The following is a 26,755-nucleotide window of genomic DNA, read 5'->3' as shown; positions in this document are numbered from 1 at the left end:
CCGTGCCGACGCCGGTTCCGGTCGCGCCCGAGCGAGTTTCGTCGCCCCAAATCATCGTCAAGAGCGAGCCAGTTCCTGCCCCCGTGGTGGAAGCTGCGCCGCCGCCCCCCCCGCCGCCTGCTCCGGTGGTCGTGGAGGAGCCGCCGCCCCCACCGCCTGCCCCGGTGGTGGAAGCTGCGCCGCCCCCGCCGCCTCCAGCACCCCCGCCCCCGCCGGCGCGTCCTGCGACGCCGAAGACGGGCGTGGAGTACTGGACGGGTCGTCCGGGCGTGCCGATGCCCACGCCGGCCAGTGCTCCGCGAAGTGCCATCGGCGGCGGTCAAGCCGGCTCGATGGCGCGCCGCACGGAGTACAACCCGCGTGCGAGCGCGGGCCAGGCGCAAGGCCGTCCGGGCATGCGTCCTGGTGGTCCGCAAGGCGGGCGTCCGGGCATGCGTCCCGGTGGTGGTGGTCCTGGTCAGCGCTTCGGCGGCCGGCCCGGCCAGCACATGCAGAAGCGTCCCCCGGCGACCGTCTCCACCAAGGAGATGAGCGAGCACAAGAAGGTCATCCGCATCGAGGAGAACATCACGCTCCAATCGATGGCCGGAAAGATGTCGCTCAAGTCGACGGAGCTTCTGATGAAGCTTCTCTCGATGGGCATGACGGGCGTGCACATCAACACGACGCTCGACGCCGACACCGCGAAGATCCTCGCCTCCGAGTTCGGTTGGGAGGTCGAAGACCTCGCGAAGAGCGAAGAGGAGAGCATCGCGGCAGCTCGAGGCGAAGAGGCCGTGGCGGCCGATGCAACCGACAAGGTCGCCGACACGAACCTCATCTCGCGTCCGCCGGTCGTCACCGTCATGGGTCACGTCGACCACGGCAAGACGAGCCTCCTCGACAAGATCCGTTCGGCGAGCGTGGCCAGCGGCGAAGCCGGAGGCATCACGCAGCACATCGGTGCGTACCGCGCGCAAACCAAGCACGGTCCCATCGTCTTCTTGGACACGCCGGGCCACGAAGCCTTCACCGCGATGCGCGCACGCGGCGCCAGCGTCACCGACTTGATCATCTTGGTCGTGGCGGCAGACGACGGCGTCATGCCGCAGACGAAAGAAGCCGTGAACCACGCGCGCGCGGCCAAGGTGCCGATCATCGTCGCCGTGAACAAGATCGACAAGCCGGCGGCGGATCCCGAGCGGGTGAAGCGCGAGCTCGTCGAACTCGGTCTGCAGCCCGAAGAGTGGGGCGGCGAGACGATCTTCGTGAACGTGTCGGCGCACACCGGCACGGGCATCGAGCAGCTGCTCGAGATGGTCGCGCTCCAGTCCGAGGTCATGGACCTCAAGGCGAACCCGAAGAAGGCGGCCAGCGGCACGGTGCTCGAGGCCCTCCTCGATCGCGGTCGCGGTCCCGTCGCGCGCGTCCTCGTGCAAGACGGTACGCTCCGCGTGGGCGACTTCCTCTTGGCGGGTGCGGGCTTCGGCAAGGTCCGCGCGATGACCAACGAGCACGGCAAGCAGGTGCACGAGGCCGGCCCTTCGACGCCGGTCGAGATTCTCGGTCTGTCCGAGGTTCCGGGCGCCGGCGACCCGATGCACGCCGTCAAGGATCCCAAGAAGGCGCAAGAGATCGCCGAAAGCCGCAAAGGAAAGATGGCGCGCAGCCTCATTCCGGCCACGGCCAAGGTGTCGCTCGAAGAGATCTCGAAGCGCATGGCCGATTCGTCGCAGCAAGAGCTGCGCGTCATCGTCAAAGGCGACGTGCAGGGCTCGGTCGAAGCGGTGGCCGACGCCTTCTCCAAGCTGTCCACGGATCGCGTCAAGCTCGCGATCATCCACGCCGGCGTCGGCGCGATCACCGAGGGTGACATCAACCTCGCCATCGCCGCCAAGGCCATCGTCATCGGCTTCAACGTTCGCCCCGCAGGCAAGGCGAGCGCGCACGCCGAGGAGAACAAGATCGAGATTCGGCTCTATTCGATCATCTACAACGCGATCGAAGACGTCCGAAACGCGATGGAAGGCCTCCTGCCCCCGACCCTCGTCGAGAAGACGTCCGGCAAAGCCGAGGTTCGTCAGATCTTCAAGGTCAAGGGCACGGTGGTCGCGGGTTCCTACGTCATCGAAGGAACCGTCAAGCGCACGAACAAGGCCCGCATCGTCCGCGACGGCGTGGTGGTGTGGGACGGCAAGCTCGACGCGCTGAAGCGCTTCAAGGACGACGTGAAGGACGTCGAGCGCGGCTTCGAGTGCGGTCTCAGCTTCGAAGGCTTCACCGATGTCAAAGAGAAGGACATCGTCGAGTCGTACGAGATCGAAGAGATCAAGCAAAAGCTGTAAGATCTCTCGGTGTTCGTCGGTGTTTTACGGCTCACGTTCCACATTCCGCACGCACGCTCGCTCAAGGAAAAGCGCAGCGTCGTGCGGAAGTTCCGGGACCGTGTGCGCGCCCGGTTCGACGTATCCATCGCCGAGGTCGACGCGCAGGACTTGCTCCAGCGCGCCGTCTTCGGCGTGAGCGTCGTGTCGGGCGATGCGGCGGTATGCGACTCGGTGATGGCGCAGGTGGCACGCGCCGCCGAGACGCAAGAGGACGCCGTGCTCACCGGGCACGCGACGGAGATCATCACGGTGGGGGAGGATTTGTACCCAGGAGGCGACGACGATGTCCGCTGAAGTGAAACGGGCGACCCGCGTCGCCGAAGGGATCCGCGAGGAATTGGCCAATTTGATCGCGCGCAAGGTGCGCGATCCGCGGGTGGCCGGCGCCATCGTGTCGCGCGTGACCGTGACCGACGATCTGCGCAACGCGAAGGTCTACGTGCGGCTGCTCGACTTGGCCGAGCGCGACGAGGTCCGGCAGAAGGAGCTTCTGACGGGGTTGAAGAGCGCCGCCGGCATGCTGCGTTCGTCGATCACGAAGGAGCTGAGTCTCCGTTTCGCACCGGAGCTGCGCTTCTATTACGACGAGGCAGTGGAGAAGCAGCAAAAGGTGGACGAGCTCCTCGCCGAGATCGAACGCGACACCCGATCGAAGTAGCTGCGATGGCTTAGCGCAGTTTGCTCACGTACCAGGCGCCGTGCCAGCCGGTCATCTCGGCGATCTCGATGCGCTGCGGTTTGCCGCCGACGGCGAAGGTCAGCTTGGAGTGGCGCACGCGCCACACGGGTTGCTTCAAATCGCGCTTTTTGACGGGCGATTGCGCGATGGTGGGGCCCAGTTCGAACGAGACGAATTGGGCATTCTCGGGCACGCGAAGACGCTTTCGGACGGTGGCCACGTCGCGCTCGAAGATGGGGTAGACCTTCTTGTCCCATTGCTTGCCGGGATCCGGTTGGTCCTTCGTCGCGATGTAGGCGTCGCGCGGATAGACGATGTCGGCGGCGAGCTTCGGTTCTCCGTGCGCGATGGCCTCGAGCAAATGGCGGCCGCGCAAGGTCAGATCGGCGTTGTCGACGGTGGGGGCGGGTTCCTCGATGATGCCCGCGTCCGCCGCCGCGTTCGCGGCTGCGCCTGCATCGGCCTTCGGGTCGGCCGCACTCACGTGGGCCGATGCGGACGCAGCGCCGGCGTCGACCGCGGGCGCGCCCTTCGAGCCGCCGCACCCCGATACCGCGATGCTCGGAACGAGCACCGCTGCCACCACCGCCGCGGCCAAGATGCGAAGTACGGTGAGGGTGCTGCGGCTCATGGGAGGGTCTTACGCAAGATTGGGGAGCGTCACGACATCGACGTGGAGCACTTCGTCGAAGGCGCGGATCTCTTGGAGGCACGTTTCTGACGGGCGCGACACCATCCGCAGCTTGGCACAGGATGCGCCACCTCCCTCGAAGACGCTGTTGGTGACCTCCTCGACGTTGATGCCATGCCGCTTGAGAACGGACAACACGTTGGCGAAAGTCCCAATTTTATCCTGCATGCGAATGACCACTTGGAAGTTCGCAATCGACGTCGTCACGTTCACGACGTTGGGCACGTGCCCTTCGAGCAAAAAGCTCCGAATGATGCGCACCGTTTCCGTGGCCACCGCGAGCTGCGCTTGGTCCGTTGCCGCCGCGATGTGCGGCGTCCCGTAGACGAACCCGGCGTTTTCACCTGCCCCCGTGTTCTCACCTGTTGCGAGATCGAACAAGTCGTTCTTGTACTCGTCCTTCCCGCGCGGCTCGTCGGGGTACACGTCGAGCCCCACGCGCAGCCCGCGCGTGGTCACGGCCTCGCGCAGCGCCGCTTGATCGATCAGATCGGCGCGCGCTGCATTGATGAGGATCGCGCGCGGCGGAAGTGCCGCCAAAAAGCGCTTCCCCACGATGTGGCGCGTGCGCTCGTTGATGGGCAGGTGCAGCGACACCACGTGCGACTTCGACGCCAGCTCGTCCAGTGAGTTCGCATGCAGGATTCCCAATTCCGCAGCACGCACCGCGCTGAGCGAGCGGCTGTACCCGATGACGGTGAGCCCGAAGGCCTTCGCGCGATGCGCGACCTCGCGCCCCACCGCGCCCATGCCGACGATGCCGATCGTCTTTCCGTACAGGCCCTCGGCCTTGCTGTATTCGGCGCGGCGCCATTGGCCTTCGCGCAGCGAGGTCACCGAATCGACGATGCGACGGTCGATGGCCACCAAGAGCCCCATGACGAGCTCGGCGACCGCGGCGGCATTCTTGCCCGGGCAATTGGCCACGTAGATGCCGCGCCGGCTCGCCGCGCGCACGTCGATGGTTTGATACTCGGCGCCTGCGCGCACGATCAAATGCAGCGTCTTCGCATTGTCCAGCGCCGTCGCCGTGACGGGGGTGGACCGCACCACGAGCACCCCGGCGCTCGCGATTCTTTGCTCCAGCGATTCCTTGGTAAGCTCCGGTTCGTAAATGACTTCGACGGGAAGGGCAGAAAGCTCTTCAACCGCACGCGGGTGCAACTTGTCGGCAATCAGAAGGCGCATCGTTCGTTGTGCGCGAGAATACCGGAAATTGGGCGACGTTGTCGCATGCGCGTGCCAATCCGCGTCGATCGGTCAAATAGTGCCCAATCCGCTACCGAGTAGACCCTTGGGCATATGCTGGCTTGGTGAATTCGTCAGGCGGCGGAGCCGATTGCCACGGTTCGATCGCGTAGCTTGACGGCCGGCGCGCCGCCTTGGTCCACCAGCACGTCGGCCAGGGCGGTCTGTGCGTGGCGAGAGAAGCGCGCCTCGAACGGCCCTCCGCGGGCGCCGGTTTTGACCTTGGCGTAAAGCGCCCCGCTTTCCCCGACGCGGGTCGTCGCCGGGTCCCAATCTTCCTCGGTGCCGTCGCTCAAGGTGAGGACGATGTCGTTCCCCGCGATTTTTAGCGTGGAGACGAAGTACGGGGCGTCTTCCACGGTGAAGTACGTCCAGTCGTAGCCATTTTCCAGGATGTAGCGCCCGTCGTCCGGGTGGCGTGAAATCCAGGTGTGCATGGCGGCCGCCAACTTTCCATGCTCGACCAGGCCTCCGTGGTGCCAAAAGCGCCCTTCGGCATCCAGCACGATGGTACTCTCGCGCGAGCGGCCCTCCGGCGCGGGAAAACGGAAGAACTCGGGATGGTCGCCAGGTTTCATCGTTCCTGGGAGTTAAGCGTTTCTCGTTCCGGGGCAAGCGATGAGGTCGCGCGTCGGCTTGACCGCCGCCGCGCGCCAACCTAGAAGACAAATGTTTCAAAATTATTTGAAACATGCCGCCTCCCCCGGTGTTTCCTCACCGCCGGGAGGCAAAAGGACGGACACGCAGCCATGGCGTACGACGGGTTCGGTGCATTCGCGAAGGCGCTCGAGGAGCGCGGCGAGCTCGTGCGCATTAAAGAGCGCATCGATCTTCACTTGGAGGCGTCGGAAATCGCCCAGCGCGTGATGAAAACGGAAGGCCCCGCGCTTCTGTTCGAAAACGTGCACGACACCACCCGACCGGATGCCCAGGCGCGCTTTCCGCTCATGGTCAACGCCTACGGTTCACGCCGCCGCATGTCCCTGGCGCTGGGGGTCGACGATCTGGAGCAGCACGCGCGGGCCATCGAGGAGCTGATCACGGCGCGTCCGCCGTCGGGCGCCCGCGAGCTGGTCGAGCTTGCGCGCAAAGTCCCCGAGCTCGCCCACGTTTTCCCGCGCACTGCCCGCGAGGCGCCGTGTCAGGAGGTGGTGCTCACCGGCGACGAGGTCGATCTCGACCAATTGCCGATGATGACCACGTGGCCCAACGACGGTGGCCCGTTCATCACCTTGCCCAACGTCATCACGCGCGATCCGCAGTCGGGCGGCCGCAACATCGGCATGTACCGCATGCAGCGCATCGATCGCCGCACGACGGCGATGCATTGGCAGGTGCACAAGACGGGGGCGCGGCATTTCCGTGCGGCCAAAGAGCTCGGGCTGCGCCGACTGGAGGTCGCCGTGGCCTTGGGCGGCGATCCCGCGCTGACGTACGCCGCGACGGCGCCGCTTCCCGATGGCATCGACGAGTGGATGTTCGCGGGCTTCCTGCGCGGAAGCGCGGTGCGCACGGTGAAGTGCAAGACCGTGGATCTCGAGGTGCCGGCCGAGTCGGACTTCGTGCTCGAAGGCTACGTCGATCCGTCGGAGGCGCTCTTCGACGAAGGGCCCTTCGGCGATCACACGGGGTATTACACCTTGGTGGAGCGTTTTCCGCGCTTTCACATCACCGCGATCACGCATCGCCGCGACGCCATCTACCCCGCGACGGTGGTCGGGCCGCCGCCGATGGAGGATGCGTGGCTGGGAAAGGCGACCGAGCGGCTCTTCTTGCCGCTGCTTCGCACGATGTTCCCGGAGGTTCGCGACATGAACCTGCCGGTGTTCGGTGCGTTCCACAACCTGGTGCTCATCTCGATCAAAAAGCAGTACCCCTTCCACGCGGCGCGCGTGGCGCACGGGCTGTGGGGGGCTGGGCAGATGATGTTCTCCAAGGTCATCTGCGTGGTCGACGACGACGTCAATGTGCAAAACCTGGAAGAGGTCGCGTGGCGTCTGCTCGCGAACCTCGATCCGAAGCGCGACATGTCGTTCGTCGAGGGGCCCATCGATCAATTGGACCATGGCGCGAACCAAGCGCTCTACGGCGGCAAAGTGGTCATCGACGGGACGCGCAAATGGGCCGAGGAAGGCTACGCGCGCGAGTGGCCCGAGGTGTTGCGCATGAGCGACGCCGTCGTGCAGCGTGTCGACGCGCTCTGGCCGTCGCTCGGCATCGCGGGTGCGACGCCACGGGCCAACGTTCTCGAGGGGGGAAAACACGATGGACCGGTCCAGCGCGTGCTCGAGGCTGCGCGCGGCCTGATAGGGAGATCTCGATGACGTCGTCGTCTCATGGCGCCTCTCATGGCAACACCGTGCGCGCAATGTTCGATCGCATTGCGCCCACGTACGATGTGCTCAACCGGCTCATGTCGGCCGGCCGCGACCAATTGTGGCGGCGCAAGGCCGTGTCCGCGCTGACGGAGCGCGCCCCCGAGGGAGCCTTGCTCGACTTGTGCGCGGGCACACTCGATCTCACGGCTCTTCTCGATCGCGCCCGTCCAAGCTCGCGCCTGGTGGCCTGCGATTTCGCCAAGGACATGCTCGAGCGCGGCCGGCACAAGGCCCCGCGCGCGGAGACCGTGGTGGGCGATGCCCTGGATCTGCCCTTCCGCGACGGCGAATTCACCGGCGTCATCTGCGGCTTCGGCATGCGCAACCTGGGCGATCTCGCACGCGGCATCGCCCAAGTGCGTCGGGTGCTCGCGCCGGGTGGCATCTTCGTCACCTTGGAGTTCTTTCGACCCCAGCGTCCCGTCACTCGCGCCTTTCACGCGGCCTATGCCGAACACGTGATGCCCAAGGTGGGCGGCCTTCTGTCCGGCGACAAGCAGGCGTACAGCTACCTGGTGCGAACCATGAAGAACTTCGCCACGCGCGCCGAGTACGAGACGGAGCTGGTGCGTGGCGGCTTTTCGCGGGTCAGCTCGAGTGAGCTCACCATGGGCATCGCCTCCATCGTGGTGGCCGAGGTGGCCCTGTGAAGATCGTCGTCGGCATCACCGGCGCAAGCGGCGCACCGTATGCGAAGCGGCTGCTCTCCGTTCTCGCAGAACGCCGCAGGGTCGACCCCGCCCTGGAGCTCGGCCTGTGCCTCTCGCCGACGGCGCCGGAGGTGTGGGCCCTCGAGTGCGGCGGTGACTTGCGGCAGCAGCTGCGCGAGCAGATGGGTGACATCCCGCTCTGGGGGCAGCGCGATTACCGAGCGCCGTTCGCCAGCGGCAGTGCGGGCTGGGACGCGATGGTCATCGTGCCCTGCTCGATGGGCACCGCGGCGCGCATCGCCCACGGCATTTCCGATTCGCTCCTCACGCGCGCGGCGGACGTCATGTTGAAAGAGCGGCGCAAGCTGGTCCTCGTCCCGCGCGAGACACCGCTCAGCGTCATCCACTTGGAAAACCTCACCACGCTCGCGCGCGCGGGCGCCACCATCCTCCCGGCCATGCCCTCGTTCTACAGCAACCCCCGCAGCATGGACGACGTCGTCGACAGCGTCGTTTCGCGCATCCTGGACCACGTTGGCATCGGCAACGATCTCATGCGCCGTTGGGGGACGACATGAGCGCGCTGGTCGACATGGCGGTGCGCGCCGCAGGCCTCGAGCGTGTGCGCGACGCGCGTGCGGCGGGCAAGCCCATTTCCGCGGACGACCCGATTTTCGAGACGTGCGATCTCTTGGCCATCGGGGCGCTTGCAGACCAAGTGCGCACCGCCGAAGTGGGCGACTTGGTGCGGGTGCACGTGGGTGAGGCGGCGGCCGAGGTCGATCTCGTCGACGTGCACCTGCGCGATCTCGACGTCGGCAAGCGCGGGCTGCGCTTTCTGCGCGACGTGGCCATCGCGCGCCTCACCGCGCCGAAGGGGGCGCGCGTGCGCATCGATTGGACCGAGTGCGGCATGGAGCTCGCGCAGGTGGCCTTGGGCTTCGGCGCCAGTGAGCTCGTGGGCATCATCGCCAACCGCCGCGGTCTGCCCATCGCCGAGGACAGCACCAAAAAGGTCAAAGGCGTGGGGGCCGTGGCCGTACAGCTCCTGAAAAAGCAGGAGCTCGAAGGACTTCTCCAGCGCGCGGGGCGCCGTACCGAATTCGTGAGGACAGCATGACCATCGAATCCATTGCTCAGAAAGTGCAGCAGGGCGAGCGTCTCGACGAAAGCGATGCGCTGGCTCTTTTTCTCGAGCCGGATCTCCTGGCGGTGGGCGCGCTCGCCAACACCGTGCGCGAACGGATGCACGGAGACCGCACGTACTTCAATCGCAACATGCGCATCGAGGTGACCAACGTCTGCGTCGCTTCTTGCCTGTTCTGCAGCTTCGCCAAGCTCGAAGAAGGCGCCCCGGGCGCGCACACCATGAAGGTGGAAGAGGCCTGGCGCGAGCTCGAGATGCGCATGGACGATCCTCCGAGCGAGGTCCACATCGTCAACGGCTTGCACCCGGGGTTGCCGTTTTCCTATTACGAAGAGCTGCTGCGCGGCTTCAAGCGCATCAAGCCCGACGTTCACATGAAGTGCTTCACCGCGGTGGAGATTCACTTCTTCGCGCAGCACTACAAGATGACCTACGCCGAGGTGCTCACGCGCCTGCGCGAGGCGGGGCTCGACAGCCTGCCCGGCGGCGGCGCGGAGATCTTCCACGAGGACGTGCGCAAGCGCATCTCGCACGACAAGGCGAACGCCGACGAATACCTCGAGGTGCACCGCGTGGCGCATCGCCTGGGGCTGCGCACCAATGCGACCATGCTCTACGGGCACATCGAGACCTTCGAGCATCGGGTCGACCACTTGATGCGGCTGCGCAAGCTCCAGGACGAGACGGGCGGCATGCAGGCGTTCATTCCGCTGGCCTTCCACCCCGATGGCAATGGCATGAAGAACCTGCCCGCACCGACGGCGGTGGACGACCTCCGCACCGTGGCGGTGTCGCGCCTGGTGCTCGACAACGTGCCGCACATCAAGGCCTACTGGGTCAGCATGACGCCGAAGATCGCGCAGCTCGGCCTGCGCTTCGGCGCCGATGACATCGACGGCACCATCGTGCACGAGACGATTTACCACGCCGCCGGTTCGCGCTCGCCGCAGGGCCTGAGCTACAACGAGCTCGTTCGCTTGATCCGCGAGGCGGGCCGCATCCCCGTCGAACGCGACACGCTTTACAACGTGGTGCGCGAGCATCCAAAGAGCGCGCTGCCCGAAAATGCCGTGAAAGTGCGTGACCGCAAAGCGGAACGCCATCTCTTGCCGGTGCTGCCATGAAAGTATCCGCCGTTCAGTATCTCAATGCCCGCCCGCTGTACGAGCCGCTCGCCGACAAGGACGGGGTTGCGCTCGATTTGGCGCTTCCCGCGGAGGTGGCGCGGCGCATCGCGGAGGAGGAGACCGATGTCGGCCTCGTGCCGGTGGCGGCGCTGGCGCAGCTCGGTGATACGCGCTTCGTGCGGGGTGCGGCCATCGCATCACGCGGTGCCGTTCGCAGTGTGCGCATCGTGTCGCAGGTACCCATCGACGAGATGACGGACATCGTGCTGGACGCTTCGTCGCGCACCAGCGCCGTGCTCGCGCGCCTGGTGCTGCGGGCACGCCGCCGCGGTGCGGAGCCGCGCGTGCGCGTGCTGCCGCCGACGCAGGCGCTCGCGGAAGTGAAGGGGACGTGCGGCGCTTTGATCATCGGCGACGTGGCGCTTCACATCGAAAACGAGTTTCCGCACTCGCTCGACTTGGGCGAAGCTTGGTACGAGTGGACGGGGCTTCCCTTCGTCTTTGCCGCGTGGGGTGGTCGCGCGGGCTCGCTGGCCACCGGTGGTGAGAAGCTCCTGCTCGCCGCGAAAGAAGAGGGCCTTGCACGCCGCGACGCCATCGCGGATGCGCACGCCGAGCGCGCGGGCCTCGATGCGGCAAGCCTGCGCAGCTACTTGCGCGAGAACATCCGCTTCGACTTTGGCGACGACGAGCGTCGCGGCCTCGAGCGCTTTTACGCCGAAGGGCACCGTGCGGGGCTTCTTCCGAACATGGACGTGCGCTTCTACGAGGACAGCGCGCGCTCGGCGGTGTCGTTGCCGTCGCTCGATTCGATTCTCTCCCGCGCCGCGGAAGGCGACCGCCTCACCGCCGCCGAAGGCGAGCGCTTGATCCACGAGGCCCCGCTCTTCGAGCTCGGTCTCGCCGCCGATGCCGTGCGACGGCGCAAGCACCCGCACGACGTGGTCACGTACATCGTCGACCGCAACGTCAACTACACCAACGTGTGCACGACCAGCTGCCGCTTCTGCGCCTTCTACCGGCCCGTGGGGCACCCGGAAGGCTACGTTCTCTCGCGCGAGGTCCTGCGCCAGAAGCTCGACGAAGTCGTTCAGGCGGGCGGCGTGCAGATCTTGCTCCAGGGCGGCCTCAATCCGGAGCTTCGCATCACGTATTACGAGGACCTGTTCCGCTGGATCAAATCCGAGTTCAAGCTCGGCCTCCACGCGCTCTCGCCCGAGGAGATCCTGCACATCGCGCAGCTGGAATCGATCAGCGTGCGCGAAGTCCTGGAGCGGCTGCATGCGGCGGGGCTCGATTCGGTGCCCGGCGGCGGCGCGGAGATCCTCGTCGACCGCGTGCGGCGCAAGATCGCCAAGGCCAAGTGCACCAGTTCGGAATGGCTCGACGTGATGCGTGTGGCGCACCACATGGGCCTGCGCTCGAGCGCGACCATGATGTACGGCACCGTCGACACCGCGCGCGACCGCATTTTGCACCTGCTCAAATTGCGCGAGCTCCAGGACGAGACGCGCGGCTTTACGGCGTTCTTTTGCTGGGACTTCCAGCACGAGCAGGGCGTGCGCATCACGGCGGGGGATACCGGGACACATCTCTATTTGCGGCAGCAGGCGGTCGCGCGCCTCATGCTCGACAACATCGATCACGTGGGTGCATCGTGGGTCACGCAGGGGCCGGACGTGGGGCAGGTGGCCCTTCGCTTCGGGGCGGACGACTTCGGCAGCGTCATGTTCGAGGAGAACGTCGTCTCCAGCGCAGGCACCACGTTCTGCATCAACGCCGACGCCATCGAGGCACGCATTCGCGCCGCCGGCTTCCGCGCGACCCGCCGCAACGTGAAGTACGAGTGGCTCACGGAACCGGCATGATCGTCCACGCGGACCATGTCCTGCCGGGCGACGCGCCGCCCATCCGCGATGGTGCGGTGGTCGTCGCCGAGGACGGCACGATCGAGGACGTCGGGCCCGCCGCCGACGTCCTGCCGCGCCACGCCGGGGCACCCGTCGAACGCGTGCACGGCGTCGTTTTTCCGGGGCTGGTCAACGCACATACGCATCTCGAGCTGAGCGCGCTGCGCGGCCTCGTGCCGGGTGGCCACGGTTTCTTGCCGTGGGTCGATTCGTTGCTCTCGGCGCGCTTCGATGCCACGCCGGAGGATTCGCCGGAGTCCATCGAGGCGGCGGTGTCCGAGCTGCGCGGGTATGGCACGGCGGCCGTCGGCGAGGTCACGAACAGCCTCGTGGCAGCCGAGCACCTCGCGCGGCGCCGCATCCAAGGGTCCATTTTTCACGAGATCTTCGGCCTGGGGGGCGACGTACAGGAGCGCGCCGAGGAGATGCTCGCGGCCTCGCGCGCGGGTACGAGGGCGTGGTCGCCCGCGCTTTCCTATGTTCCGACGGCGCACACGCTTCACACGACGCACGCCGACGTGGTTCGCAAGATCGTCCAGCATGCCAAGGACACCGGCTTGCGCACCAGCCTTCACCTTGCCGAGCACGCGGCCGAACGGCGCGCCCTGGAACACGGCGATGGGCCGGTGACCGATTGGCTGCGCGGGCGCTTGCGCGGCGCCGCCGACGTGGTGTGGCCGATGCAGTCACCCATCGCGTATGCCGATGCGCTTGGCGCGCTCGGGCCGCACATGCTCCTGGTGCACTTGACCGATGCGCTCCCCGCGGAGCTCGATCGCGTGGTCCAGAGTGGCTCGCACACCGTGCTCTGCCCGCGGTCGAATTTGTACATCGAGGGCCGCCTTCCGCCGCTCTTGGCGGCACGCACGGCGGGCATCGAGGCCGCATTGGGGACCGACTCGCTCGCGTCGAACGCGTCGCTCGACGTGCTCGCCGAGGCGCGCGCACTTGCCGATCGCTTCTCCACCGTGCCGGCGGCCGAACTGGTGCGCATGGCCACGTACAACGGCGCGCAGGCGCTCGGCCGCCCGTTGCTCGGGCGTTTGGCGCGCGGTGCACGGCCCGGGCTCGTCGCCGTGGACATCGCCGGTGCGGCACAGGCTCAAGATGGAGCGGCGCTCTTGCTCCGACACGTCAAAGCGCCGCGCCGGTGGATTCGGGAGGTCTCGTGATCGTTGCTCGCTTGCGCTCGTACTCGACGTTGGTTGCCTTTGCGCACACGATTTTCGCGCTGCCGTTCGCGGCATCCGCCGTGGTGCTGGCGCTCTCCATGCCGCATCCGCCGCTGACCGCGGCGCGCGTGGTCGCGATGCTCATCTGCATGGTCGCGGCGCGCACCAGTGCCATGGCCTTCAACCGATGGGCGGATCGCCATATCGACGCGAAGAACCCGCGCACGGCCACGCGGCCCATTCAGCGCGGCGATGTGAGGCCGTTCGAGGCGCTCGCGCTTGCCATGGCGTCTGCAGCGGTCTTCTTTTTGTCGGCGTCCACGTTGGGCACTGCGCCAATGGTTCTCGCGCTGCCCGTTTTGGCGGTGCTCCTCGGTTACTCCTACGCCAAGCGCTTCACGTGGGCGGCGCATGCGTGGCTCGGCGTCGCCTTGTCGCTCGCGCCTGGAGGCGCATGGATTGCGGTGGGCGCTCCGGTCAAAGCAGGCATCGTCACCCTCATGGTGGCCGTCGTCACCTGGCTGCTCGGCTTCGACGTGCTCTACTCGTTGCAGGACGAGGGCTTCGATCGCGAGCAGCGCCTGCACTCCATCCCATCGCGCTTCGGCGCTGCGCGATCGCTCGCCATGAGTGCTTTCGCGCACGTGATCACCGTGTCCTCGCTCGCGTTCACCGGTGTGTTCCTCCACCGCGGTGTCGTCTATTTCGTCGGTGTCCTCGTGGTGACGGGGCTGCTCGTCTGGGAGCACCTGCTCATTCACCCGCCCGTCGACCCCGCGCGCGATGCGCCCGGCACTTCACGATGGGCGCGCGCGGATCTCTCCAAGATCGACAAAGCCTTCTTCGACATGAATGCGTGGATCAGCGTGGGCTTTTTCGCCGCCACGCTGATCGATCACATCACGCGAACCGCGCCGTTTGCCACATAGGCCATGACGCTGCGCGCGGCCCGATCCAGGGTCTCGCGCACCTCCGTTGCCAGCTCGTCGAGCGCATGCGCGCGCACCGTCGCCGGCTGGAACAGCAGCGGCGCAATGGGTGACATGGCGAACGCGATGCGGCCCCGCGCCCCGAGCGCCTTGCGCGATTCGATGATGCGATCGCCCATTGCGGATTCGAGCACCACGTCCACGCCGCGGTCTTGCGTGAGCGCGCGGATTTGCTCCACGAAGCCATGGGGCAGCAACGCCGCGCTGCATCCCGCACGCAACGCGGATTCGCGCTGCGCCTCCGACGCGACCACCCCGAACACGTGTGCGCCGAGAACCCGCGCGAACTGCGCCGCGAGCAACCCGAACGCACTGCCCGCGTCCTGAATCAACAGCGTCTCACCCGCGGTCAGCCGCACCACGTCCACGAGCACGTGGTACGCACCCACCGCTGCGCGAAGCGACACGACGAGTCGCGCATCGACGGCCCGCCGGCCCGCATGCACCTCGACGGTGCGCGCATCGATCGCGATCGGATCGCCCACGGCGAATCCCTCCGTGCCTTCACCAACGAGTGCCACCGTTCCCGCGATGGCCACACCCCCCGCCACATGAACCTCGACGACCAGCTCTCCCCGGCCGGGTGTGACGGCTTCCATGAATCTTGTTGTGCTAGCAGCACCCGCTGGATGCAGTCTTTTTCACACTCGCCACGCAACATTTGATGGGCACCGGCGGTTGTCCCGAGGCGAGTGAAATTTTTCGAGCTATCAAAACGAACACACATCCTGTGTTGACAGAATGGTGCACATGCGTCATCGTAGAACCGCCTCGAGCGAGACGTGTACGTGCGTTGCCGCAGGCGGAAAGGGATAAGGCCATGGAAATCACAGCAGATTATGTGGGCCTTATCGCTCGACCGCGCGTGACGCTTGTCGCCTGCCAATCTTGCATTGGCGGGTAAAGCCAAACCACTCGAGCGAACCAGGTAAACGTTGGCGCACGTCGCCGACGCCACTTTCGAGCGCCAACAGCGTCTAGGCCGGCATGTCGTCGGGCCGCGCGGCTGAAACGAGCCGCTGAGACCACGCCGTTGGCAACTGCGTAAGCATCGCGTCCGAGCGCTCCCCGGAAGCACGCGGATTGCCGCGCCTGACTTCAACGCAGAGGAACACGGCTCTCTGTCACGAGGATTTCAATCCCATGCATCTGCAACACGATGTGTCTCGTATGTCCCACTTGGGATGGACATCATTTTTCGAATCGCAGCATCGCCAGCTCGGCGAGCACCTTGAAAACGTCGTTCCGGCCCGCGTCGTTCTCGCGAGCCGCGGTCTTCTTCACGTCCTCGGTCCGCACGGCACCCGCCGCGCGGTGCTCGCCGGCAAGTTGCGCCACGACGCCGTCGACGCTTCCGAGCTGCCCGTCGTGGGCGACTGGGTAGGCCTTCGGGGCGATAGCCTGGCAGAGCCACTGCCGGTGGTTCATCGCTTCGAGCGAACGTCATCGCTGACGCGAAAAGAGGCAGGACGCCGCACGCGACCGCAAGTCCTCGTGGCCAACGTCGACACGGTGCTCATCGTGAGCGCGCTCACGGCGGAGCTCAATGTCCGCCGCATCGAGCGCTTCGTGGCCACCGTGCTCGAAGGCGGCGCCACCCCGGTCATCGTTCTCAACAAGGCGGACCTTTGCGAGAACCCCGAGCCGCTGTTCCACGCCGTGAGCGAGGTCGCCGGCTCCACGCAGATGATCATCACCAGTGCCGCGACCGGCGCGGGCATCGATTCGATTCGTGCCCTCGCACGCCGCGGGGAAACACTGGCCATGGTCGGAGCCTCCGGGGTTGGCAAGTCGGCGCTGACCAACTGCCTCCTGGAAGAGGAGGGCCATCAGCGCGAAGGCGCCGTGCGCGTGGCCGACGAGCGCGGGCGGCACACCACCACGCATCGCGAGCTCTTCGTCCTGCCGAGTGGTGCACTCCTCATCGACACGCCCGGCCTGCGCGAGCTCGCGCTCTGGTCGGACGACGTGGCCGCGAGCCCTCGCGGCTTCGACGAGATCGACGCGCTCGCGGAGGCATGCGCCTTCCGCGATTGCAAACACGAGACGGAGCCCGGCTGTGCGATACTCGGTGCACTCGCCTCCGGAGAGCTCTCCGAAGACCGCTTCCTCTCGTGGCGAAAGCTCGAGGCGGAGCAGCGTTGGCTCAGCGCACGACGGGGCACCGACGAGGCGCGCCAGCAAAAGCAGCGCAATCGCATGATGGGAAAGATGTCGCGCCAGGTTCAGCGCATGAAGGGGAACAGGTAGCTACGCGCTAGCTACTTCTTCTTCAGCATGCGGTACAGCGTGTCGCGCGCAACACCGAGTTTGCGCGCGGCATCGCTGATGTTTCCACCGGAGGCGCGCACCGCCTCCTCCGCTGCCTCGCGCAGCACCTCGGCGCGCGTGCGCGTCGGAGAACCGGAGCCCACGAGCCGCTCGGGAAGGTGGTGGCGCTCGATGGGGCCATCGCCCGCGAGCGCCACGGCGTAGGCCAGCGCATTGCGCAGCTCGCGCACGTTGCCTGGCCACGAGTGCTCTTCCAAGTACGCAACGGCGGAGCGCGCGAGCTTCGGCACCCCGGCACCGCCGGAATGATGCTTCTCGAGCAGCGCCTGCGCGAGGCCCAGGCGATCCGTCCGATTGCGCAGCGGGGCGATGCGGATGCACGCGCCGTGGAGACGGAAGAAAAGGTCCGTGCGGAAGTCGCCCTGCTCGACCATCGCACCGAGATCGCGGTACGTCGCTCCGATCAAACGAAACGCCGACCTACGCGGCCGCGAATCGCCGAGCCTCCGGTACGAGCCATCGTCGAGCGCGCGCAGCAGCGATGCCTGCAGCGGTGCGGGCATCTCGGCTATCTCGTCGAGGAACAGCGTCCCGCCATGGGCCGCACCCAGAAGGCCGTCCGAGCCCCGCCGTCCTGCGCCCGTGAAGGCGCCGGGTGCGTAGCCGAACAACTCGCTCTCCAGCAGCGTCGATGCGACCGCGCCGCAGTTCACCGCGATGAAGGGGCCGCTCCCGCACTCGCTCGCCGCGTGAATAGCGCGCGCGAACAGCTCCTTGCCCGTCCCGGTCTCCGCCAAAAGAAGCACGGGCAACTGGGTCTTCGCGAACTTGGCCGCCAGGTATTTCGAGCTCACCACGGCTTCGTCCGTGGCGAAGATCTCCGCGAACGGTGCGGGTAGCTCCTCTTTGGTCGCGGGTTCGAGAGCCTTCGCCGGCGGTCGCGGCGCCCGCGCCACGGGGTCGAAGTGCACGATGATGCCGAAGGGGTGCTCCCCCTCGTCCAGTAACGGATCGAGCTTCACGCGGAAAACGCCATCGCGCGTCTCGAATCGCGGCTCGCCACCGTCGCGCGCCATCCGCGCGAGTTCGTCGAAATCCATCCCGAACAGCGTCTGGCAATCGACGAACGCGCGCCCCGACAAGAGCGAACTGCGGGCGGCCTCGTTGTGGATCGACACCGGGCCGCGGGGCTCCACGAGAATGGTCGGCCCGCTGGCGCGGCTCACCAGGTGCTCGATGGCGCCCAAGTTGCGGAATCCCGCGCGCGCATACGTGATCGCCCGCAGCGAGCGCTCGATGGACATCGCGCTCGTTCGCACGACCAGCTCGAAGCCGGCATCGTGCCGCTCCATCGGCCCCGTGACGTCGAGCACGGCCACGAGCCGGCCGTGCGGATCGAAGATGGGCGACGCGTAGCAGAAGAGGCCCGCGTTGCGCAGCTCGAAGTGCGCAGGCCCGATCACCGCGACCGGCGTCCGCTCGGCGATGGCCGTCCCGATGGCGTTGACGCCGCGCGCGCGTTCGCTCCAATCGGCGCCCTCGACGAGCCGCACCCGTGTGGCTGTGTCGCGAAACGAGACACCGTCGTGCAGCGAAAGGATGACCCCGTCTTGATCCGAGACGAGCGCGCACACCGAGCGATTTGCCAAGCTTCCAGGCAATTGTGCGAGGCGCCGATGCTCCTCGCGGAAGATGCTCTCCATGCGGGCGCGTCGATCAGCGAGGGCCGCATCGCTCGGACCGATCGGATAGTCATCGCCGTCGCGTCGAAGTCCATATGCCTCCACGCGCGCGAACCGTGACGCGAGTGCCCGCCGTTGATCGGTGCGGCCCTCTACGTCACCGGGATCGGTCAAAACCAGCACCCTTCCAAATGTATCCGCCTGCGGAAGACCGAGCTAGAGCGACCTCGCAGTACAGCTAGCTCTGCGCGTCAAGCGTAAAATGTCCGATAATTCGACATGACGCGATGCGTAAATATTGCGAGCTCAATAGGAGGTGCAGGCGTGATTCGCGGGAAAAATGCACCGCAACAGGGCGGCACGTGCATTGCGAAGTACCGGGCGCGTCATTTTTGCCGGAGACCCGCGGCCGTGCCGCGACCGACATTTTACAGGGGACCCCGATGCTCTACTCCTCGCCGAACCAGTCCGATTCCAAGGTGCAGTTCAAGTCGCGCTACGAGAACTTCATCGGCGGCGAGTGGTGTCCGCCGGTCAAGGGCAGGTACTTCGAGAACATCACGCCGGTCACGGGTCACGGCTTTTGCGACGTACCGCGCTCGACGGCGGAAGACGTGGAGCGTGCGCTCGATGCGGCGCACAAGGTCAAGTCGCGCTGGGGCATGACGTCGCCTGCGGATCGCGCGTTGATGATGAATCGCATCGCCGATCGCATCGAACAGAACCTGGAAATGTTGGCCGTCGCCGAAACGTGGGACAACGGCAAGCCGGTGCGCGAAACCTTGGCCGCGGACATCCCTCTGGCCGTGGATCACTTTCGCTATTTCGCCGCCGCCATTCGCGCTCAGGAGGGCGCGGTGGCCGAGCTCGATCACGACACGGTGGCGTACCACTTCCACGAGCCACTCGGTGTCGTGGGGCAGATCATTCCGTGGAATTTTCCCATTCTCATGGCGGTGTGGAAGCTCGCGCCCGCGCTGGCCGCAGGAAACTGCGTGGTCCTCAAGCCCGCCGAGCAAACGCCCGCGTCGATCCTCCTCTTGATGGAGCTCATTGGCGATCTCATTCCGCCGGGCGTGGTGAACGTGGTGAACGGCTTCGGTGTAGAGGCAGGAAAGCCGCTCGCATCGAGCCCGCGCATCGCGAAAATCGCATTCACCGGCGAGACCACCACGGGACGTCTCATTCTGCAGTACGCCTCCGAGAACCTCATTCCTGCGACCTTGGAGCTCGGCGGCAAGTCGCCGAACATCTTCTTCGACGACGTCGTCTCCTACAGTGACGACTTTTTCGACAAGTGCCTCGAAGGCTTCGCCATGTTCGCGCTCAACCAGGGCGAGGTGTGCACCTGCCCCTCGCGCGCCCTCATTCAGGCGAACATCCACGCAGGCTTCCTGGAGCGCGCGATTGCCCGCACGAAGCGCCACGTGCCCGGCCATCCGCTGAATACGACCACCACCGTGGGCGCGCAGGCCTCGAATGATCAGCTCGAAAAGATTCTCAGCTACATCGATATCGGGAAAAAAGAAGGCGCCAAAGTTCTCCTCGGCGGTGAACGCGTCAAACTCTCCGGGGAGCTCTCCGGTGGCTACTACGTCCTGCCCACGATTCTGGCGGGGCAGAACAAGATGCGCATCTTCCAGGAGGAAATCTTCGGGCCCGTGGTCTCCACCACGTCGTTCAAAGACTTCGACGATGCCATCTCGATTGCGAACGACACACTCTACGGTCTGGGCGCCGGCGTGTGGACGCGCGATGGAACGAAGGCGTACCGCGCAGCCCGCGCCATCCACGCGGGGCGCGTGTGGACGAATTGCTATCACCTCTACCCGGCGCACGCGGCGTTCGGCGGGTACAAACAGTCCGGCATCGGACGCGAGACGCACCTGATGATGCTTCAGCACTACCAGCAGACGAAGAACCTACTCGTCAGCTATTCACCAAAAGCGATGGGGCTCTTCTAGACGGCAAAAGAAAGATGTTGATTCCCCGAGTGCTTGCAACCGAGGCGGCCCTCGAGCTGATTGCCTCGTTGAAGGAGGAGAATGGGCCGCTCCTCTTCCACCAGTCGGGAGGGTGCTGCGATGGCAGCGCACCCATGTGCTATCCGATTGGAGAATTTCGCATTGGCGTCAACGACGTCTACCTCGGCGAGGTGGGCGGCTGCGCGTTTTACATGGGGGGCGCGCAGTTCGACTATTGGCAGCACACCCAGCTCACGCTCGACGTGGTGCCCGGGCGAGGCAGCGGGTTCTCGCTCGAGGCGCCAAGTGGCGTCCGGTTCATCGTGCGTTCCCGCGTCTTTGGAGAGCACGAGCTGCGATCGCTCCCTGTCCTGCGACGGGGGCCTCAACTCTGAACGCCATGCGAGCCATGCGAGCTTGAGCGCGAGCTTGAGATGTAACTCAGGAGTAAAGCTGGATTCAAAAAGCGTTCTCCGATAGCTTGCGGCGTTTGAGGACGCCGTGAAGCAAGGGATCGAGCTCGATCACGTCACCCGAATCGTCGACGGAGAAACCTACCTATCCAACATCAGTATGACCCTGGAGCCGGGCGGCTTTTACGTCCTGCTCGGGCGCACTCGTGCGGGTAAAACCTCGCTTTTGCGCTTACTTGCGGGTTTGGATCGGCCGACGACGGGCACAGTGAAACAAGATGGAATGGACGTAACGCGGCGCGCGGCCGGTCAGCGCAATGTCGCGATGGTCTACCAGCAATTCGTCAATTACCCGTCGCTAACCGTTTACGAGAACATCGCGTCGCCACTCCGGCTGAGAAAGACCGTTTCTCAGGAGGAGATCGACCGTAAGGTGCGCGAGACGGCCAAGAAGCTGCGGCTCGATGCCCTGCTTCAACGCCTGCCTGCCGAGCTCAGTGGCGGTCAGCAACAGCGCACCGCCATGGCGCGTGCGCTCGCGAAGGATGCGGATCTCCTCCTGCTCGACGAGCCGCTCGCCAACCTCGATTACAAGCTGCGCGAGGAAATGCGGGTGGAGATTCGGCGGCTCTTTCAAGGCCGGCACGATGCGGTGGTCGTGTATGCGACGGCCGATCCCGTGGAGGCTCTTTTGCTCGGCGGCAACATCGTCGTGATCGACGAGGGCCAAGTCATCCAGCGTGGGGCGACGCTCGACGTGTACCACGCGCCGGCGACGGAGCGGGTGGGGGAAGTCTTCAGCGATCCGCAGATGAACGTGCTGCCGGCGGACGTGACCGATGGCGCGCAGAAGCAAATTCGTTTTGCCGACGACGTGCAATTTCCGCTGCCCGCGCATTTGAAGGAGCTGCCCGCGAGCACGTACCGATTGGGCATTCGCGCGAACCACGTGCGGCTTACCCAAGGGGCGGAGAGCGACATTCGCGTACCGGCGCACGTGGAAATTGCGGAGACGAGTGGCTCGGAGACGCTCGTGCACGCCACCCACGGCAAGACGACGCTCACCGCGCAAGTGGAAGGCGTGATTCGCGTCGCGCCCGGCACGAAGATCGATTTGTACCTCGACGCTGGGCGACTCTTCGCGTTCGAGAAAAATGGACGCTTGGCCGCCGCTGCCCCCAGGACAGCCATGACGGCCCCGAAGGACTGAGCATGGCACGCATCGAGCTTCGCGGTATTTCGCATACTTATGCCGGGGGAGCCCCCGCGCTCAAACCGCTCGAAATGGTGTGGGAAGATGGCGGCGCCTACGCGCTGCTCGGCCCTTCCGGGTGCGGCAAGACAACGTTGTTGAACATCATTTCAGGCCTTCTGCGTCCGACGGTCGGCTCTGTGTTGATCGACGGCAAGGACGTGACGCACGCGCCGCCGGAGGAGCGGAACATCGCGCAGGTGTTTCAGTTCCCCGTGGTGTACGACACGATGACGGTGTTCGATAACCTGGCGTTCCCATTGCGGAATCGGCGGGTACCGGAGAAGGAGATTCGCCAGCGGGTCGAGCAGATTGGCGACTTGCTGGAAATGTCCCACCAGCTCGGGCGGCGTGCGCGCGGATTGTCGGCCGACGAGCTGCAGAAGATTTCCCTGGGGCGCGGTTTGGTGCGCAAGGACGTGGCGGCGATTCTGTTCGACGAGCCGCTCACGGTCATCGACCCGCATGCGAAGTGGCATTTGCGGCGCAAGCTGAAACAGATTCATCAGGCGACACCGGTGACCCTGGTGTACGTCACGCACGACCAAGTCGAGGCCTTGACCCTGGCCGATCGCGTGGTGGTGATGAACGTGGGCAGTGTGGTGCAGCAAGGCACGCCGGAAGATCTGTTCGAGCGGCCGGCGCACACCTTCGTGGGGCACTTCATCGGAAGCCCCGGGATGAATTTCCTGCCGTGCACCGTCGAGGACGATGCGGCGGTGGTGGGCACCCACCGCGTGCCGCTCGATGCGAACGTGTGCGCCAAGGCGCGAGCCGCGAAAGGCCCCATCGTGTTGGGCGTGCGGCCCGAGTTTCTGCGGCGTGCGGAGCCGGAGGCCCGCGGGGCCATTCGAACCACGGTGGGCCACGTGGAGGAACTGGGCACGCACGTCATTGCGTCCGCCTCGTATTCAGCAGGGGAGGGCGAACAGGAGCTCAAGGTGAAGTTGCCCGAGGGATCGAAGGTCACGGCGGGCGAGACGCTGTGGCTCGAGTTGCCGGCGTCGCGCGCGATGCTCTATGCCGACGGCCAGGCCGTTTCAAGCGAGGAACGCGGGGTGGCTAGCCATGGATAAGCCGATCAACCATCGCGCATGGTTCCTCGTCACGCCCGTCGTGGCGATCGTGGCCTTCAGCGCGGTCATCCCGTTGATGACGGTGGTGAATTACTCCGTGCAGGACATCCTCGGTCCCGAGCAGCGCATCTTCGTGGGCACCGATTGGTTCCAAAAGGTGCTGCACGATCCGGAGTTGCACGGGGCGCTTTTGCGCCAAATCGTCTTCTCGCTTTCGATTTTGGCCGTCGAGTTGCCGCTGGGCGTGGGTCTCGCGCTGGTTCTCCCGCGCGAAGGGTGGCGTTCGTCGCTGAGCCTCGTCTTGGTGTCGCTGCCGCTGCTGATTCCGTGGAACGTCGTCGGCACCATCTGGCAGGTCTTCGGCCGCGGCGACATCGGGCTCGGGGGCGTGGCCCTCCATGCGATGGGCATCGATTACAACTACACGGCGAACGCCGTGCACGCGTGGCTCACCGTGGTCGTGATGGACGTGTGGCACTGGACGCCACTGGTCGCGCTCCTGGCGTATGCCGGATTGCGCGCCGTTCCGGATGCATTTTATCAGGCTGCCAAGATCGATGGCGCGTCACGCTGGGCCATCTTCCGCTACATCGAGCTGCCCAAGTTGAGCGGCGTCTTGACCATCGCCGTGCTCCTGCGGTTCATGGATAGCTTCACCATCTACACGGAGCCGTTCGTGCTCACTGGCGGGGGCCCGGGCAACTCGACGACGTTCTTGAGCCAATACCTGGCCACCATCGCCGTGGGGCGCTTCGACCTCGGGCCGGCGGCCGCGTTCTCTTTGGTGTACTTTCTCGTGATTCTGCTTTTCAGTTACATCTTCTACACGGCGATGAATTCCAAGGGCGAGGCCGGCAAATGAAGGGCTCCCGTTTTCTCGCGCCGCTCTACCTCTTCGCGAGCTTCGTGCCGATTTACTGGCTCGTGTGCATGTCGTTCAAAACGAACGAAGAGATCCTGGGCAAGTTCACCTTTTTCCCGCAGTCGCCGACGCTGGACAACTACTCGATCATCTTCACCGATCCGAGCTGGAGTCAGAGTTACCTCAATTCGATCAGCTACGTGACCATCAACACCGTCCTCTCCGTGTTGGTGGCATTGCCGGCGGCGTACGCGTTTTCGCGTTACCGCTTCCTCGGCGACAAGCACCTGTTCTTCTGGCTGCTCACGAACCGCATGTCGCCGCCCGCGGTCTTCCTCCTGCCGTTCTTCCAGCTCTATTCGAGCATTGGGCTCTTCGACACGCCCTGGGCCGTGGCCCTTTCGCACACGCTTTTCACCGTTCCGTTGGCCGTGTGGATCCTCGAGGGATTCATGTCGGGCATCCCGCGTGAAATCGACGAAACGGCGTACCTCGATGGCTACAGTTTCGCGCGCTTCTTCGTGCGCATCTTCCTGCCGCTGGTGCGGGCGGGCGTCGGCGTCACCGCGTTTTTCTGCTTCATGTTCAGCTGGGTCGAATTGCTCCTCGCGCGAACGCTCACGTCGGTGGATGCGAAACCCATCGCCGCCACGATGACCCGCACCGTGAGCGCCGCCGGTATGGATTGGGGCGTTCTCGCCGCCGCCGGTGTGCTCACCTTGATTCCGGGCGCCATCGTCATTGGATTCGTCCGCAACTACATTGCGAAGGGCTTCGCCCTCGGGCGGGTGTGACCATGCCGCAAGCTTCCGATTCGGCTCTGGGATGGATGGTGTGGACGGCGCCCACCGCCATCTTTTTCATCGTGATCGCCTTGCTCATTGCGGGCTTTACGGTATGGGGAATCGTCTCCCCGCCGGTGGAAAGGCGAGGCTTTCTGCCGATGCCGACGACGCGCGGGGATCGTCTCTTCATCGGCTTACTTGGCAGTGCATTCATCCACTTGATTTGGATTGCTCTTACAGTCGCGTCACCGTGGATTGCGACCGGTATCTCACTTCTGTACATGCTCGCCATCGGAAGATGGGGCTAATCGAGGATAACCATGAACTTCCTAACGCGATATGCGGTCTATTTCGGGCTCGGGACGGTGGCCGTCACCGCAGCCGGGTGTAGTAAGAAAGAGGCCCCCGTTGCGGCCACGCAGACCGATCTCTCGGCGCTGGACAAGGCCGCGGAGAAATGGGTCGACTCGGAGTTCCAGCCGAGCACCCTTTCGCGCGAAAAGCAGCTCGAGGAAATGAAGTGGTTCCGCGATGCGGCCAAACCCTTCCGCGAGAAGGGCATGACCATCAACGTGGTGTCCGAGACCATCGACACGCACGTCTACGAATCGAAGACGCTGGCCAAAGCCTTCGAGGAGATCACCGGCATCAAGGTCAAGCACGACATCATCCAAGAGGGTGACGTCATCGAGAAGCTGCAGACCGAGATGCAGTCGGGCCGTGCGATTTACGACATGTACGTCAACGACAGCGATCTCATTGGAACGCACATGCGCTACGGCGTCGCCGTTCCGCTGTCCGACTTCATGAGCGGCGAGGGCAAAGACGTGACCCTGCCCACGCTCGACATCGACGACTTCATCGGAAAGAGCTTCGGCACGGGCCCCGACGGCAAGCTTTACCAGCTGCCCGATCAGCAATTCGCGAACCTGTATTGGTTCCGTTACGACTGGTTCAGCAAGCCGGAGTTGAAGGCGAAGTTCAAGGCCAAGTACGGCTACGAACTGGGCGTGCCGGTGAACTGGTCCGCCTACGAGGATATCGCCGACTTCTTCACCAACGACGTGAAGACCATCGACGGCGTGAAGGTCTACGGCCACATGGACTACGGGAAGAAAGACCCGTCGCTCGGCTGGCGCTTCACCGACGCATGGCTCTCCATGGCCGGTGTCGGCGACAAGGGCATCCCCAACGGCAAGCCCGTCGACGAGTGGGGTATCCGCGTCGAAGGATGCAACCCGGCGGGATCGAGCGTCGCGCGCGGTGGTGAGGCGAACGGCCCCGCGGCGGTGTACGCGCTCACGAAGTACATCGATTGGCTCAAGAAGTACGCGCCGCCGGAAGCTGCGGGCATGACCTTCTCGGAGGCCGGTCCGGTCCCCGGGCAGGGCAACGTCGCGCAGCAGATCTTCTGGTACACGGCCTTTACCGCGCCGCTCACCAAGCAGGGGCTCCCGGTCGTGAACGAAGATGGCACGCCCAAGTGGCGCATGGCTCCTTCGCCGCACGGCCCGTACTGGGAAGAGGGCACGAAGCTCGGCTACCAGGACGCGGGCTCGTGGACGATGCTCAAGAACGCACCGCTCGAGCGCCGCAAGGCCGCGTGGCTCTACGCGCAGTTCACGGTGGCGAAGACCACGTCGCTGAAGAAGTTCCTCACCGGCCTTACGCCCATCCGTGACTCCGACTTGAAGTCCGAGGCGGTCACCAAGATTGCGCCCAAGCTCGGCGGTCTCGTCGAGTTTTATCGCAGTCCGGCGCGCGTGGCGTGGACGCCGACGGGCACCAACGTGCCGGACTATCCGAAGCTCGCGCAGCTTTGGTGGCCGAACGTGAGCAGCGCGGTCACCGGCGAGAAGACGCCGCAAGCCGCGATGGACACGCTCGCCGAGCAGATGGACGACACGATGGCGCGGCTCGAGAAGGCCGGGATGAAGAACTGCCCGCCCAAGTTGAACGAGAAGAAGGATCCGAAGTACTGGTTCGATCAGCCGGGCGCGCCCAAGGGCAAGCTTGCGAACGAGAAGCCGAAGGGCGAGACCGTTCCGTACGAGCAGCTGTTGCAGGCGTGGAAGGAAGGCCGGGTCAAGTAG

25 protein-coding genes are annotated in these 26,755 nt (G+C 65.3%); 20 read left to right on the top strand and 5 right to left on the bottom strand.

Annotation, left to right across the window (positions count from 1 at the left end):
* Positions 1–593 precede the first annotated feature (593 nt).
* From infB to rbfA, 3 genes are read left to right on the top strand one after another with little or no spacing between them, the layout of a single operon-like run.
* Complete coding sequence (infB, locus tag LZC95_36400; protein ID WXB00249.1) at positions 594–2,324, top strand: translation initiation factor IF-2; 1,731 nt, start codon at positions 594–596, stop codon at positions 2,322–2,324.
* Between the two features lie 9 nt (positions 2,325–2,333).
* Positions 2,334–2,660 carry a DUF503 domain-containing protein gene (locus tag LZC95_36395; GenBank protein ID WXA91921.1) on the top strand — a complete coding sequence of 109 codons (327 nt, stop codon included), beginning with the start codon at positions 2,334–2,336 and terminating at the stop codon, positions 2,658–2,660.
* Positions 2,650–3,024, top strand: a complete 375-nt coding sequence (rbfA, locus tag LZC95_36390; GenBank protein ID WXA91920.1) for a 30S ribosome-binding factor RbfA — start codon at positions 2,650–2,652, stop codon at positions 3,022–3,024. Before LZC95_36395 ends, rbfA begins: the two co-directional genes overlap by 11 nt.
* A 10-nt stretch (positions 3,025–3,034) precedes the next feature.
* Here the strand turns inward: rbfA and LZC95_36385 are convergent, their stop codons facing one another.
* The 3 genes from LZC95_36385 to LZC95_36375 all read right to left on the bottom strand — a co-directional run bounded on the left by LZC95_36385 (position 3,035) and on the right by LZC95_36375 (position 5,562).
* Complete coding sequence (locus tag LZC95_36385) at positions 3,035–3,676, bottom strand: hypothetical protein (GenBank protein WXA91919.1); 642 nt, start codon at positions 3,674–3,676, stop codon at positions 3,035–3,037.
* Between the two features lie 9 nt (positions 3,677–3,685).
* Positions 3,686–4,924 carry an NAD(P)-binding domain-containing protein gene (locus LZC95_36380; GenBank protein WXA91918.1) on the bottom strand — a complete coding sequence of 413 codons (1,239 nt, stop codon included), beginning with the start codon at positions 4,922–4,924 and terminating at the stop codon, positions 3,686–3,688.
* A 134-nt stretch (positions 4,925–5,058) separates the two neighbouring features.
* Complete coding sequence (locus tag LZC95_36375) at positions 5,059–5,562, bottom strand: DUF1285 domain-containing protein (GenBank protein WXA91917.1); 504 nt, start codon at positions 5,560–5,562, stop codon at positions 5,059–5,061.
* A 171-nt stretch (positions 5,563–5,733) separates the two neighbouring features.
* Between LZC95_36375 and LZC95_36370 the strand changes: the two genes are divergently transcribed.
* From LZC95_36370 to ubiA, 8 genes are read left to right on the top strand one after another with little or no spacing between them, the layout of a single operon-like run.
* A complete protein-coding gene (locus LZC95_36370) occupies positions 5,734–7,308 on the top strand; it encodes a menaquinone biosynthesis decarboxylase (GenBank protein WXA91916.1) in 1,575 nt (524 codons plus the stop codon).
* Positions 7,305–8,012 (top strand): ubiquinone/menaquinone biosynthesis methyltransferase, encoded by a 708-nt coding sequence (locus tag LZC95_36365; protein WXA91915.1) that lies wholly within the window; start codon positions 7,305–7,307, stop codon positions 8,010–8,012. The genes LZC95_36370 and LZC95_36365 overlap by 4 nt, the downstream gene beginning before the upstream one ends.
* Positions 8,009–8,590: a UbiX family flavin prenyltransferase gene (locus tag LZC95_36360; GenBank protein ID WXA91914.1), complete on the top strand. Its 582-nt coding sequence runs from the start codon at positions 8,009–8,011 to the stop codon at positions 8,588–8,590. The genes LZC95_36365 and LZC95_36360 overlap by 4 nt, the downstream gene beginning before the upstream one ends.
* Positions 8,587–9,132, top strand: coding sequence for a hypothetical protein (locus tag LZC95_36355; GenBank protein WXA91913.1), 546 nt, complete (start codon positions 8,587–8,589; stop codon positions 9,130–9,132). Before LZC95_36360 ends, LZC95_36355 begins: the two co-directional genes overlap by 4 nt.
* Positions 9,129–10,283: an aminofutalosine synthase MqnE gene (gene mqnE / locus LZC95_36350; GenBank protein WXA91912.1), complete on the top strand. Its 1,155-nt coding sequence runs from the start codon at positions 9,129–9,131 to the stop codon at positions 10,281–10,283. The genes LZC95_36355 and mqnE overlap by 4 nt, the downstream gene beginning before the upstream one ends.
* Positions 10,280–12,154, top strand: a complete 1,875-nt coding sequence (mqnC, locus tag LZC95_36345; protein ID WXA91911.1) for a dehypoxanthine futalosine cyclase — start codon at positions 10,280–10,282, stop codon at positions 12,152–12,154. The genes mqnE and mqnC overlap by 4 nt, the downstream gene beginning before the upstream one ends.
* Entirely contained in the window at positions 12,151–13,368 is a 1,218-nt protein-coding gene (locus LZC95_36340; GenBank protein ID WXA91910.1) for an amidohydrolase family protein, read from the top strand. Before mqnC ends, LZC95_36340 begins: the two co-directional genes overlap by 4 nt.
* Positions 13,365–14,297 (top strand): putative 4-hydroxybenzoate polyprenyltransferase, encoded by a 933-nt coding sequence (ubiA, locus tag LZC95_36335; GenBank protein WXA91909.1) that lies wholly within the window; start codon positions 13,365–13,367, stop codon positions 14,295–14,297. Before LZC95_36340 ends, ubiA begins: the two co-directional genes overlap by 4 nt.
* Here the strand turns inward: ubiA and LZC95_36330 are convergent.
* Positions 14,264–14,956, bottom strand: a complete 693-nt coding sequence (locus LZC95_36330) for a zinc-binding dehydrogenase (GenBank protein ID WXA91908.1) — start codon at positions 14,954–14,956, stop codon at positions 14,264–14,266. The genes ubiA and LZC95_36330 overlap by 34 nt on opposite strands.
* Positions 14,957–15,500: 544 nt before the next feature.
* On the opposite strand from LZC95_36330, the gene rsgA reads away from it, so the two are divergent.
* A complete protein-coding gene (rsgA, locus tag LZC95_36325) occupies positions 15,501–16,607 on the top strand; it encodes a ribosome small subunit-dependent GTPase A (protein ID WXA91907.1) in 1,107 nt (368 codons plus the stop codon).
* An 11-nt stretch (positions 16,608–16,618) separates the two neighbouring features.
* Here rsgA and LZC95_36320 read toward each other — a convergent pair whose 3' ends face one another.
* Positions 16,619–18,493, bottom strand: a complete 1,875-nt coding sequence (locus LZC95_36320) for a sigma-54-dependent Fis family transcriptional regulator (protein WXA91906.1) — start codon at positions 18,491–18,493, stop codon at positions 16,619–16,621.
* Positions 18,494–18,753: 260 nt separating this feature from the next.
* Here LZC95_36320 and LZC95_36315 point away from each other — a divergent pair, with 260 nt between their 5' ends.
* The 8 genes from LZC95_36315 to LZC95_36280 all read left to right on the top strand — a co-directional run bounded on the left by LZC95_36315 (position 18,754) and on the right by LZC95_36280 (position 26,755).
* Complete coding sequence (locus tag LZC95_36315) at positions 18,754–20,274, top strand: aldehyde dehydrogenase family protein (GenBank protein ID WXA91905.1); 1,521 nt, start codon at positions 18,754–18,756, stop codon at positions 20,272–20,274.
* A 14-nt stretch (positions 20,275–20,288) separates the two neighbouring features.
* Complete coding sequence (locus LZC95_36310; protein WXA91904.1) at positions 20,289–20,669, top strand: DUF779 domain-containing protein; 381 nt, start codon at positions 20,289–20,291, stop codon at positions 20,667–20,669.
* Positions 20,670–20,775: 106 nt separating this feature from the next.
* A complete protein-coding gene (locus tag LZC95_36305) occupies positions 20,776–21,897 on the top strand; it encodes an ABC transporter ATP-binding protein (GenBank protein ID WXA91903.1) in 1,122 nt (373 codons plus the stop codon).
* 2 nt (positions 21,898–21,899) lie between these two features.
* The gene (locus LZC95_36300; protein WXA91902.1) at positions 21,900–23,015 is read left to right on the top strand and encodes an ABC transporter ATP-binding protein; all 1,116 of its coding nucleotides are present in this window, start codon (positions 21,900–21,902) and stop codon (positions 23,013–23,015) included.
* Positions 23,008–23,877 carry a sugar ABC transporter permease gene (locus LZC95_36295; GenBank protein WXA91901.1) on the top strand — a complete coding sequence of 290 codons (870 nt, stop codon included), beginning with the start codon at positions 23,008–23,010 and terminating at the stop codon, positions 23,875–23,877. The genes LZC95_36300 and LZC95_36295 overlap by 8 nt, the downstream gene beginning before the upstream one ends.
* Positions 23,874–24,671: a carbohydrate ABC transporter permease gene (locus tag LZC95_36290; protein WXA91900.1), complete on the top strand. Its 798-nt coding sequence runs from the start codon at positions 23,874–23,876 to the stop codon at positions 24,669–24,671. The genes LZC95_36295 and LZC95_36290 overlap by 4 nt, the downstream gene beginning before the upstream one ends.
* Positions 24,672–24,673: 2 nt before the next feature.
* On the top strand, positions 24,674–24,970 hold the full coding sequence (locus tag LZC95_36285; GenBank protein WXA91899.1) for a DUF2160 domain-containing protein: 297 nt from the start codon (positions 24,674–24,676) through the stop codon (positions 24,968–24,970).
* Between the two features lie 12 nt (positions 24,971–24,982).
* Complete coding sequence (locus LZC95_36280) at positions 24,983–26,755, top strand: ABC transporter substrate-binding protein (GenBank protein WXA91898.1); 1,773 nt, start codon at positions 24,983–24,985, stop codon at positions 26,753–26,755.

The sequence above is a fragment of the Sorangiineae bacterium MSr12523 genome (genome assembly GCA_037157775.1).
In the GTDB taxonomy this organism is placed as follows: domain Bacteria; phylum Myxococcota_A; class Polyangia; order Polyangiales; family Polyangiaceae; genus Pendulispora; species Pendulispora brunnea.
This window is presented reverse-complemented; position numbering and strand designations above follow the sequence as displayed.

Coding starts and splice junctions, on each gene's coding strand:
- LZC95_36330 (WXA91908.1), bottom strand. CDS start 14,956: ATGGAAGCCGTCACACCCGGCCGGGGAGAGCTGGTCGTCGAGGTTCAT.
- mqnC (WXA91911.1), top strand. CDS start 10,280: ATGAAAGTATCCGCCGTTCAGTATCTCAATGCCCGCCCGCTGTACGAG.
- mqnE (WXA91912.1), top strand. CDS start 9,129: ATGACCATCGAATCCATTGCTCAGAAAGTGCAGCAGGGCGAGCGTCTC.
- LZC95_36290 (WXA91900.1), top strand. CDS start 23,874: ATGAAGGGCTCCCGTTTTCTCGCGCCGCTCTACCTCTTCGCGAGCTTC.
- LZC95_36300 (WXA91902.1), top strand. CDS start 21,900: ATGGCACGCATCGAGCTTCGCGGTATTTCGCATACTTATGCCGGGGGA.
- LZC95_36340 (WXA91910.1), top strand. CDS start 12,151: ATGATCGTCCACGCGGACCATGTCCTGCCGGGCGACGCGCCGCCCATC.
- LZC95_36310 (WXA91904.1), top strand. CDS start 20,289: ATGTTGATTCCCCGAGTGCTTGCAACCGAGGCGGCCCTCGAGCTGATT.
- LZC95_36375 (WXA91917.1), bottom strand. CDS start 5,562: ATGAAACCTGGCGACCATCCCGAGTTCTTCCGTTTTCCCGCGCCGGAG.
- LZC95_36355 (WXA91913.1), top strand. CDS start 8,587: ATGAGCGCGCTGGTCGACATGGCGGTGCGCGCCGCAGGCCTCGAGCGT.
- LZC95_36280 (WXA91898.1), top strand. CDS start 24,983: ATGAACTTCCTAACGCGATATGCGGTCTATTTCGGGCTCGGGACGGTG.
- LZC95_36285 (WXA91899.1), top strand. CDS start 24,674: ATGCCGCAAGCTTCCGATTCGGCTCTGGGATGGATGGTGTGGACGGCG.
- LZC95_36380 (WXA91918.1), bottom strand. CDS start 4,924: ATGCGCCTTCTGATTGCCGACAAGTTGCACCCGCGTGCGGTTGAAGAG.
- rsgA (WXA91907.1), top strand. CDS start 15,501: ATGCATCTGCAACACGATGTGTCTCGTATGTCCCACTTGGGATGGACA.
- infB (WXB00249.1), top strand. CDS start 594: ATGTCGCTCAAGTCGACGGAGCTTCTGATGAAGCTTCTCTCGATGGGC.
- LZC95_36385 (WXA91919.1), bottom strand. CDS start 3,676: ATGAGCCGCAGCACCCTCACCGTACTTCGCATCTTGGCCGCGGCGGTG.
- LZC95_36365 (WXA91915.1), top strand. CDS start 7,305: ATGACGTCGTCGTCTCATGGCGCCTCTCATGGCAACACCGTGCGCGCA.
- LZC95_36315 (WXA91905.1), top strand. CDS start 18,754: ATGCTCTACTCCTCGCCGAACCAGTCCGATTCCAAGGTGCAGTTCAAG.
- rbfA (WXA91920.1), top strand. CDS start 2,650: ATGTCCGCTGAAGTGAAACGGGCGACCCGCGTCGCCGAAGGGATCCGC.
- LZC95_36370 (WXA91916.1), top strand. CDS start 5,734: ATGGCGTACGACGGGTTCGGTGCATTCGCGAAGGCGCTCGAGGAGCGC.
- LZC95_36295 (WXA91901.1), top strand. CDS start 23,008: ATGGATAAGCCGATCAACCATCGCGCATGGTTCCTCGTCACGCCCGTC.